Source organism: Komagataeibacter melomenusus, assembly GCF_013155395.1.
In the GTDB taxonomy this organism is placed as follows: Bacteria; Pseudomonadota; Alphaproteobacteria; order Acetobacterales; family Acetobacteraceae; genus Komagataeibacter; species Komagataeibacter melomenusus.
This window is the reverse complement of sequence record NZ_JABJWC010000126.1, coordinates 1-336: the sequence shown is the minus strand read 5'-3', so window position 1 is coordinate 336 and position 336 is coordinate 1. Positions and strand designations below refer to the sequence as shown.

General features: G+C 68.5%; 1 pseudogene. It reads left to right on the top strand.

Annotated elements, in window-relative coordinates:
• Positions 1-336: pseudogene (locus HNW77_RS17365) on the top strand (1-deoxy-D-xylulose-5-phosphate synthase); the annotation flags it as partial.

Below are 336 nucleotides of genomic sequence, written 5' to 3'. Positions count from 1 at the left end.
AGCATGCCGTGACCTTTGCCGCCGGCATGGCCACCGAGGGGCTGCGCCCGTTCTGCGCCATCTATTCCACCTTCCTGCAGCGCGCCTATGACCAGGTGATGCATGACGTGGTGCTGCAGAAGCTGCCGGTGCGCTTTGCCATTGACCGCGCGGGGCTGGTGGGCGCCGATGGCGCGACCCATGCCGGCTCGTTCGACATCGCCTATCTGGGCTGCCTGCCCGGCATCACGCTGATGGCGCCGAGCGACGAGCTTGAACTGCTGAACATGACCGCCACCGCCATCGCGTTTGACGAAGGCCCGCTCGGCCTGCGCTACCCGCGCGGCGCGGGGCTGG